9 protein-coding genes and 1 tRNA gene are annotated in these 9,823 nt (G+C 32.7%); 4 read left to right on the top strand and 6 right to left on the bottom strand.

What is annotated here, in order from left to right; all coding sequences use genetic code 11:
* From OIU80_RS19530 to OIU80_RS19520, 3 genes are all read left to right on the top strand, one after another.
* The coding region (locus tag OIU80_RS19530; RefSeq protein WP_264288652.1) for a gliding motility-associated C-terminal domain-containing protein at positions 1–914 on the top strand (914 nt) is incomplete at its 5' end.
* A 33-nt stretch (positions 915–947) separates the two neighbouring features.
* A complete protein-coding gene (locus tag OIU80_RS19525) occupies positions 948–1,865 on the top strand; it encodes a PorP/SprF family type IX secretion system membrane protein (RefSeq protein WP_264288651.1) in 918 nt (305 codons plus the stop codon).
* A gap of 11 nt (positions 1,866–1,876) precedes the next feature.
* The gene (locus OIU80_RS19520; protein ID WP_264288650.1) at positions 1,877–3,811 is read left to right on the top strand and encodes an OmpA family protein; all 1,935 of its coding nucleotides are present in this window, start codon (positions 1,877–1,879) and stop codon (positions 3,809–3,811) included.
* A 250-nt stretch (positions 3,812–4,061) separates the two neighbouring features.
* Here OIU80_RS19520 and OIU80_RS19515 read toward each other — a convergent pair.
* Positions 4,062–4,136, bottom strand: a tRNA-Pro gene (locus OIU80_RS19515).
* A gap of 150 nt (positions 4,137–4,286) precedes the next feature.
* Here OIU80_RS19515 and trxB point away from each other — a divergent pair.
* On the top strand, positions 4,287–5,234 hold the full coding sequence (gene trxB, locus OIU80_RS19510; protein WP_264288649.1) for a thioredoxin-disulfide reductase: 948 nt from the start codon (positions 4,287–4,289) through the stop codon (positions 5,232–5,234).
* Between the two features lie 82 nt (positions 5,235–5,316).
* On the opposite strand, the gene OIU80_RS19505 is transcribed toward trxB, so the two are convergent.
* The 5 genes from OIU80_RS19505 to OIU80_RS19485 form a co-directional block, all read right to left on the bottom strand.
* Positions 5,317–6,150, bottom strand: a complete 834-nt coding sequence (locus OIU80_RS19505; protein WP_264288648.1) for a DUF2807 domain-containing protein — start codon at positions 6,148–6,150, stop codon at positions 5,317–5,319.
* Positions 6,151–6,230: 80 nt separating this feature from the next.
* Positions 6,231–6,971, bottom strand: coding sequence for a head GIN domain-containing protein (locus OIU80_RS19500; protein ID WP_264288647.1), 741 nt, complete (start codon positions 6,969–6,971; stop codon positions 6,231–6,233).
* Between the two features lie 2 nt (positions 6,972–6,973).
* A complete protein-coding gene (locus OIU80_RS19495) occupies positions 6,974–8,698 on the bottom strand; it encodes a PspC domain-containing protein (protein ID WP_264288646.1) in 1,725 nt (574 codons plus the stop codon).
* Between the two features lie 2 nt (positions 8,699–8,700).
* The gene (locus tag OIU80_RS19490; protein WP_039112343.1) at positions 8,701–9,033 is read right to left on the bottom strand and encodes a PadR family transcriptional regulator; all 333 of its coding nucleotides are present in this window, start codon (positions 9,031–9,033) and stop codon (positions 8,701–8,703) included.
* 249 nt (positions 9,034–9,282) lie between these two features.
* The gene (locus OIU80_RS19485; RefSeq protein ID WP_264288645.1) at positions 9,283–9,762 is read right to left on the bottom strand and encodes a DUF4870 domain-containing protein; all 480 of its coding nucleotides are present in this window, start codon (positions 9,760–9,762) and stop codon (positions 9,283–9,285) included.
* Between the last annotated feature and the right edge of the window lie 61 nt (positions 9,763–9,823).

Below are 9,823 nucleotides of genomic sequence, written 5' to 3'. Positions count from 1 at the left end.
CGCCAATAAGTATTATTAATGCGATAACAGAAACAGAAGGACCTATTAATGGAAGTGGAGGTGGAATAACTCGTTCATTGATAAATAATGATACTTTAAATGGTATAGCGGCAGTAATTGGAACCAATTCAGGTCAGGTAATACTTAGTCTAGTGAGTATTCCTACAGGATTAATATTAAACCCAGATGGTACGGTATCTGTTGGATTGAATACACCAGCAGGCTCTTATAATGTTCAATATACAATTTGTGAGGCAACCAATCCGGGAAATTGTGCTACAATAACAAGTGTTATTAATGTTGTGGGAGCGCTTATCGATGCAAATGATGATTCGGCTACTATAGTATCAGGGTCAGCTGGGACAACTGGAATCATTGACATCCTTGGAAATGACACATTAAATGGAAATTCAACAGGATTAAGTGAAGTTACACTTACAGTTGATACTCCAGATTCAACAGGGCATATTGTATTAAATGTAGATGGTATAGTTGATTTGGCACCAGGAACACCAGCGGGAACTTACCAGATAATATATACTATTTGTGAGAAATTGAATCCTGTAAATTGTTCAACAGCTGTGGTAACAGTGATTGTTAAGACTATTGAAGATATTGATGTCTATACTCATATTACGCCAAATGGTGATGGTGATAATGATGTATTCTACATAGATGGAATAACAAAGTTTCCTAATAATACTGTTGAAATTTATAACAGATGGGGAGTTATGATATATAAGGCCAAAGGATACGATAATGAAACTATTGCTTTTGATGGGAAATCTAGAGGAAGAACAACAGTAAATGCAAACGATAATCTGCCTGAAGGAACTTATTACTATATCATCAGATATGTGAAAACCGATGGGGATATAAGAGAAAAAGCTGGATACTTATATCTAAACAGATAGATGTTAGGTTTATACAATTTTAAAAAAATGATTATGAAATTAAGATTAATTATATTAGGATTAGTACTCAATGGATTTGTTGCCAATGCCCAACAAGATGCACAGTACACTCAATATATGTATAATACTGCAAATATTAATCCTGCCTATGCTGGTTCGAGAGGTTGTTTGAGTGCCTTGATAATGCACAGGACACAATGGGTGGGATTAGATGGGGCTCCTGTTACTAATACAGCAGCAATTCATACTCCATTAAGCGCTTCAAAAAAATTAGGCTTGGGAGTGAGTTTTGTCAATGATAGATTGGGGCCTTCAGATAATAATATTATCTCACTTGACTTAAGTTACTATATTCCAACTTCCGAAAGCTTTAAATTGGCTTTCGGGGTTAAAGGGACTGCTGATATGTTTAATGTCGATTTTAATAAGGTGAAATTATTCAACCCTAATGATAATCTTAATCGTAAAGATATTGACAATAGGTTCTCTGGTAATATAGGAGCAGGCGTTTTTTTGTATTCGGATAAAACCTATGTGGGAGTTTCGGTGCCGTACTTTCTGGAGAATAATTATTATGACAATGATATTCAATATGTGGCTAGTGAGCGCATGCACTATTATATAATGGCAGGACATGTTTTTGATTTGGGAGGAGATACTAAATTTAAACCGTCCATTTTAAGTAAAGTAGTTAAAGGAGCTCCCTTGCAGGTAGATTTTTCGGCAAATTTTTTATTCTTCGATAAGCTGACCTTTGGTGCTGCATACAGGTGGAGCGCTGCTGTTAGCGCAATGGCAGGTTTTCAAATATCTAATTCATTGTTGATCGGGTATGCTTATGATAAAGAAACAACGCGTTTGGGGAATTTCAACTCTGGGTCGCATGAAATTTTTCTTCGTTATGAATTGTTTAAAAAATATGATAAAGTAGTCTCTCCTAGATTCTTCTAAAAATAACCGGTATGAAAAAAATTTATTTGATATGTGCTTTGTCCTTTGGATTGCATATGCAGGCACAAGAAGCAAAAATGGCAAAAGGGGTGACCCAATATAATGATTTAGCCTATGTTGATGCTACTCAAACTTACCTTAAAGTGGCTAATAAAGGATATAAGTCAAAAGAATTATTTCAGAAACTAGGCGATTCGTACTATTTTAACGCCAATTTAAAGGAAGCTAATAAATGGTATGCTGAACTGTTTAATCTTAATGAGCAAGTTGAAAGCGAATATTATTATCGTTATTCACAAACCTTAAAGGCTATAGAGGATTATAAGAAAGCAGATCAGATTTTGGATAAGTTTCATGAACTCTCTGTCAGCGATATTCGTGGGAACTTGTATAAACAGCAGAAAGATTATAAAAAAATTATAGACGCAAACTCTGGTAGATATGAAGTTAAAACAACAGGGGTAAACACCTCACAGTCGGATTATGGGACTGCTTTTTTTGGGGATGAAGTGGTGTTTTCTACTTCACGTGATTCCATTGGGTTTGCAAAGATACAGACCAAATGGACAAATCAGGCTTTTACTAATTTTTATGTTTCAAATAGAACAGATGATAATGATTTAGCTAATCCGAAACGTTTTTCAAAGGTTATTAATTCAAAATTTCATGAAGATACTCCAGTATTTACTAAAGATTTGAAAACGGTATATTTTACAAGAAATAACTTTATAGATGGAAAAGTTGGAAAGGATGATAAACAAATAATTAATTTGAAACTTTACAAAGCTATTTTGAAAGATGGGAAATGGGGAAATGTTATGGAATTACCATTTAATAATGATTCTTATAGTGTTGCTCATCCGGCTTTAAGCCCTGATGAAAAAACTTTATATTTTGCTTCGAACATGCCTGGTACAAAAGGGCAATCGGATATTTTTAAGGTAAGTATCTTAGGAGAAAACCAATATAGTAAACCAGAGAATCTCTTAGGAGGCATTAATACAGAAGCCAGAGAAACATTTCCCTTTATTACTAAAGATAACGAATTGTATTTTGCTTCTGATGGACATCAAGGATTAGGAGGATTAGATGTTTTTATAACCAAAATTAAATCTGACGGCACGATCGGTAAAATTGTAAATTTAGGAGCACCTATTAATGGTTCGATGGATGACTTTGCTTTTATAATTGATAATATAACAAGAAAAGGTTATTTTTCTTCTAATAGAGTTGGAGGGAAAGGGAGAGATGATATTTATAGTTTCATAGAGAATAAACCTTTGATCTTGGATTGTGAAAGTGAACTGACAGGTATTGTAACTGATAAGGAAACAGGAAATATTTTGCCAGGATCTTTAGTCTCTCTATTTGATGAAAAGTTCAATCTGATTTCTAAAATGACTGCAGATGATAGAGCGGCTTATAAATTTATGGTGAGCTGTGGTCGGAAATATTATGTTAGAGCAGAGAAAACAGATTACGATACAAATGAGCAAAGTGTTACAATTCCTGAATCAGAAACTAAAAAGGATGTTCCTTTAGTCATTGCTAAGAAAATTAAAGAAATTAAGATCGGAACAGATTTGGCAAAAACGCTCAATATTAAGATGATTTATTTTGACCTTGATAAGTTTAATATCCGCAAAGATGCACAGGCAGATTTGGCAAAAATTGTTGAAATTATGAAAGAGTATCCAACAATGAGGGTAGATGTAAGATCACATACAGATAGTCGTCAAACCAATGCTTATAATGATAGGTTGTCAAATGCAAGAGCAAAATCAACAATTGCTTGGCTTGTCAAAAATGGAATTACAAAAGAAAGACTTTCTGGAAAAGGATATGGCGAAACGCAATTGGTAAATCATTGTGCAGATGATGTGGATTGTTCTGAAGAAGAACATCAGTTAAACAGACGTAGCGAGTTTATTATTTTGAGAATGTAAGCTCAGCTCATTTCATAACAAGTTCAGAAAGACATTAATAAATGTTTTTCTGAATTTTTGTTTTAATTAATTAAAGTATGTCTTTTGTTAAGCAGATGTTATTCCTATTCTTTTGTCTAAAACATAAGAAAACAAAATAAGTAGCTGAATAGGTTTTGCTTTATTTAATACAATTGGAGTTAAATAAAAAAATCCCCTTAAATCTTTTGATTTAAGGGGATTTGACATTCTGTCTATAAAAAGACTTTTGTCGGGGTGGCAGGATTCGAACCTGCGGCCTCCTGCTCCCAAAGCAGGCGCGATAACCGGGCTACGCTACACCCCGTAAGCGGGTGCAAAGATACACTAATATTTCAGTTGTCAAAACTATTTTGCAAAATAAATTTTATTTATTTTGATATAGTTATTTAGGATTTATTTAAGTCGCTAATTTTTAGAATAAAGTTTACATTTGTATTTCAGAAAAAATAAAATTATGTCAGACACAATCGAAAAAATTAAATGCCTAATTATAGGTTCTGGGCCTGCAGGTTATACTGCAGCTATATATGCCGCCAGAGCTAACATGAATCCTGTTTTATACCAAGGAATGCAACCTGGAGGACAATTAACTACAACAAATGAAGTAGAAAATTTTCCAGGATATGTTGATGGAGTTACTGGACCAGAAATGATGATACAATTGCAAAAGCAAGCGGAACGCTTTGGTGCTGATATCCGTGATGGCTGGGCTACTAAAGTAGATTTCTCTGGAGATATTCATAAAGTATGGATTAACGATACTATCGAACTACATTGCGAAACAGTAATTATTTCTACTGGAGCATCTGCTAAATATTTAGGATTACCATCAGAACAACATTATTTAAAAATGGGTGGAGGAGTTTCTGCTTGTGCTGTTTGCGACGGATTCTTTTATAGAAATCAAGAAGTTGTAATTGTTGGAGCAGGAGATTCAGCTTGTGAAGAAGCGCATTACCTATCTAAACTTTGTAAAAAAGTTACTATGTTAGTAAGAAGCGAGAAATTTAGAGCTTCAAAAATCATGGAAGAGCGTGTTCGTAAAACAGAGAATATCGAAATTTTAATGAATCACGATACAGTTGAAGTAATAGGAGACGAGCAAGTAGTTACTGCGGTAAAAGCAAAAAATAAAACTACAGGTGAAGTTTTTGATATTCCAGCAACAGGATTCTTTGTTGCAATTGGACATAAACCTAACACAGATATTTTTAAAGACTATTTAACGCTTGATGAAACAGGATATATAATCAATACTCCAGGAACATCAAATACTAACGTTGCAGGTGTTTTTGTAGCAGGAGATGCAGCAGATCATGTGTACCGTCAGGCAATTACTGCTGCAGGTACAGGATGTATGGCAGCATTGGATGCTGAAAGATACTTGGCTTCAAAAGACTAATTCGTTTTTTGTTCTTTATAAAAAAGTCCCAATCGATATGATTGGGACTTTTTTTATGATTTTGATTCGGTTAGAAATTTATTTATTTCAATCTTTTAATCAATTTAGCTTCTTCAGTAAAACGAGTTAGTTCGATTTTAGGTGTTCCCAAAAGTTGTACTTCGGCTTTGTCTCCAGCTGCAATAGTAATTGTAGTTTCAGCAAGTAAGCTACAAGTAGAGTAACTTTCGGCAGTAATATTTGCATTCTTTACTGTGAATTTATTTCCTGTAAAGATAGAGTTGTTATCTAATCTTAAAATCCCATTGGTAGCAGAGCCTTCAATAGCTGCATTTGATTTTTGATACAAATCACCTTTAAAATCTGTTGCAACAACTAATGCTTTTAGACCTGCATTTTTGCTTAATTGAACACTGGCATTTTCTGATTTTAAATTTAATTCTGTTTTTGATTTGTCATCGGCTATTAAAGCAAATTTTTTAGAGTTTACATTCAAAAATAATTTTGAATAATCTACACAATTAAAAGTTATGTCATCAAGTTGAAGTTCTTGAATTGCATTTACTACAGTAGTGTTTTTTGCAATAACTTTAGTTAAATCCTTTGTGTAGGTAACTCTTACAATTAGTTTTTTAAAGATGCTGGCGTTTTTGGATGTGTAAATACGAAGTGCTTGTCCGTTTAGATCCATTGCAATAATCTCATGAAGATTATCGTCAGCTTCTATTTTTATTTCATTTTTTTCTCCACGTTCCAAGTAAACTTCAAGATTGTCATTAACTTCAAGACTATTGAATTCGCCTATTTCTTTGGATGCGATGGTTACTATTTTAGATCCTTTTATCTTTTCTTTTTTTTGTGCGAAAGTTGTCGTTGAGGCAACTAAAAGTAGAAGCACTAGCGTGTATTTTTTCATTAAATTTAGTTTTTTACAAATATAAAAAAATCATCCACTTTCGATGGATGATTAATGTAATTTTAAGGACTATTTATGTATTACTCCTGATCGATACTTCCTCCAGAACTCGATTTCTTCTCGATAGATTTAGGAATAGAGTTGTAATTAATGTTCCCTCCGCTACTAGCTTTTGCTTTTAAGCTTAAAATAGGATGTACATGTATTGAAGCGCCGCTGGAAGCTTGTGCGTCAATATCATTTGCCAACATTCTCTTTGCTTCGATACCGCTTCCGCTAGAAGCAGATGCATTTAATTTTAATGCTTTCCCTTCAATAACGATATTACTAGCACTGCTTGTTTCGCAAGTAACGGCATCCGATTCGATATTTACATTCATATTTGCAGCACTAGATGCATCTAAGTTAATATCTTCTCCTCTTATAACGTTTATGCTTTTTACAGTAGATGCGCTCGAAGCTTTTATGTTAGTAATGATTGGCATTTTTACAATAACTTTTTTAGATTTTATGTTGCTAAAAGAATTATAGTCACATTTAATTACTAGAGTGTTTCCTTCAATCTTAGTAGTTATTTTATTTATTAAATTATCATCAGCTTCTACAGAGATTTCTGTTTTGTCTGATTGTTCAATTACAAGATCTATAGCATTGCTAACAGATACATTTTCAAAATCTCCCTGAACATTTCGTTTCTCAGTAACAACGTTTCCGCTTCCATTTATTGATTTAAAGTTGGACGAAAAGTTGCAAGAAGCAAATAACAAAGCTGTTAAAGCAACAACTATAAACTTGGTAAAACAAATAATTATCTTGATCATGATTAGTTAATTTTAATTATAACTCCGTTTTTATCTGTAGTTAAGTGTCCTGAAGTTTTTTTTCCGTTCAGAACTTCTTTTCCATTTATTTTAACCGAAACTTCATTTATAGTATCGTTCGGGTTGGTATCATTATCTACATCATCAAATTCATTTTCTGATATAGGACAGTTTAAACATTTAACTTTAGAACTACCTGCTTTATAGATATAATCGTCTGAACTAAAATGTAAATTAAAGAAATTATCATCAGATTCATCATAATCTTCTACTGATGCGTCTGGTTTTAGTAATTGACCTTCAGGTAAGTATAAGTATATGTTTACTTCTTGATCTCTGAATTTGTTTTTAACATCAGTTAAAAGATAGTTGTCAAGTATTAGTTGATTTCCTTTTATTTCAAATTTATAATTTATTTTATCTGCTCTTTCTTTAGCATCTATAAAAGATTTTCCTCTGGCATTTTTTTCGATTTGAATGTAAGCTGTTTTTTCGTCAGTATGTAATACATGCAAACTTATATTGGTAGAATATATCAATTGGTTGTTTGCAGAGTCTTGCACAAATTCGAAATCATTACGATGATTTAAGTCTTTAGCATAATAATCATTATACTTAAACTTTACGAAAAGAGTATCAGTAGTTTTAATGTTTATAGGATGTTTTTGTACTGTTTTGTTTTCATATGAAACCTCAGTAGCTTGTTTTATTCCAATACTTATTGCTAATGCCATTGCAATGATCCAAATAGCAAGTAAGGTATATTTTGCAATGTTACCTATAGATTTCATGTTTGGAGCCAATAATTTAAAACCTAATAGCGTCATAAAGAAAAATGGAATTCCAATAGCAAAGAACATTAATAAGCCAAACATCCAGATAGGGTAGTCAGTAAAGTTTCCAGCATCTACAAAGTTTTGCCAAGGAAATTCAATAAAAAGATTCGTTCCTAGAGTAAAAACTCCGATTAGTAAAAATATTAATACTGTTAGTCCTGAGATGATTAAAATAATTCCTAAAAACTTAGCAAAAATTTTAAAGACAGTCATAATGAAATCACTAAAACCACTTCCTATTCTTTCAGCACCCGACTTTACCTGGTTTCCCATTTTATCGTAATCGGCATTTTTAAATTTATCCGAAAGAGACTCAATCTCTTCACGTACCTTTTTTTCGATATTCGAAATTGTAACAGGCTCACCAGTCATTTCTAGTTTTTCCGAAGTTGTTACAGCTTCGGGAGTTACAATCCATAAAACGATATATGCTACAATTCCAGTTCCAAATCCAGCAAAAACAAATATCAAGAACATGATTTTTAACCAAACAGCATCTATTCCAAAATAATGTCCTAAACCAGTTGCTACACCACCAATCATACCTTTTTCTTTATCACGGTATAATTTTTTAGTTTTTCTGGTTCCAGAGTCGCTAAATGATTGATTAGATGAATTAGCTTCTTCCTCTAGAATGTAGTCTTCAGGTTGTCCCATTACTGCAATAACCTCATCCACATCTTTTAAACCCACAACGTGTTTTTCGCTTTTTTGTTTTTCGGTTAATAATTCCGATACACGCATTTCAATGTCTTTAATAATTTCGTCTTTACCAGAAGAGTTACCCAAAGAACGTTTTATAGCGTCAAAATAGCGCGTCAGTTTCAAGTATGCATCTTCATCAATGTGAAAGAACATGCCTCCTAAGTTAATATTTACAGTTTTGTTCATGACTATTGTTTTTGATTGGTGATTAGTGTTACAGCATCCGAAAGTTCATTCCAGGTACCATTTAGTTCGTTTAAAAATGTTTGACCTATTTCGGTTAATCCATAATATTTTCGTGGTGGTCCCGAAGTCGATTCTTCCCAACGATAATTAAGTAAACCGTCATTTTTCAATCTGGTTAATAAAGGATAAATAGTTCCTTCTACAACCAGTAATTTTGCGTTTTTCAAAGTGTCTAATATTTCCGATGTATAAGCATCTTTTTCTTTCAGTACAGATAAGATACAAAACTCAAGAACACCTTTGCGCATCTGTGCTTTTGTGTTTTCAATGTTCATAATTTCATTTTGTTTTGTTTAGATTGACGTTTCGTTTTTTGATCGATGATTGATTGTGATTGATTGATGATTTTTTTGAAGCTATTTCCTGCTCTCCGCTATATCTTTTTCTGGCAAAAGGAGCCAGAAAAAGGATGCCGCTTCTATCAGGGCTAGGCTCATATATTGTATATAACTTTTAACTTTTTATCTTGCCATCCTGAGTCCATTCGATTCCGCTTAGGATAAACTTAAGCCGAAGGATAAGCGTTATTTAATAAAAGGAATCGTAAGCGGATATTTATATAATTCTCCGTTTGAAGCTTTTATTGATGCATAAATAACTAAAAAGAACTCAACTACTTTTAGCATTCCAAAAATTAAAATTGCCAATACTCCAATACTTAAGATTCCGATATTGTCGCTAAGATTAAAATTATTCATTGTAAAATCATTGTCATTGATAATTACATCCATCGGAATGTTCTTAAAGATTACAAAAACAAAAATTGGAATAGCAATTAAAGCAAGAATCAAAGTGTATAACAACAAACTCAATTGAAAATTTAAAGCTTGTTTACCATGATGATTTACAAATTCTGATTTGTCTTTTTTACTCGACCATATTAATGTTGGGAAGATATAATTCCCAAAAGGAATAAAATATTGAGTTAATGTACTCAAATGAGTAAACGTAGCCGTGTTTCTTTCTGATGATGTTTCCATGATTAGTGGTGTTGTTGTTTCCATGATTAAAAGCATATAGTAATTTCTTATACAAATATATGTCTAAAAGACAGTATCTTGTTTT

The organism is Flavobacterium frigoritolerans, assembly GCF_025847275.1.
In the GTDB taxonomy this organism is placed as follows: domain Bacteria; phylum Bacteroidota; class Bacteroidia; order Flavobacteriales; family Flavobacteriaceae; genus Flavobacterium; species Flavobacterium frigoritolerans.
This window is presented reverse-complemented; position numbering and strand designations above follow the sequence as displayed.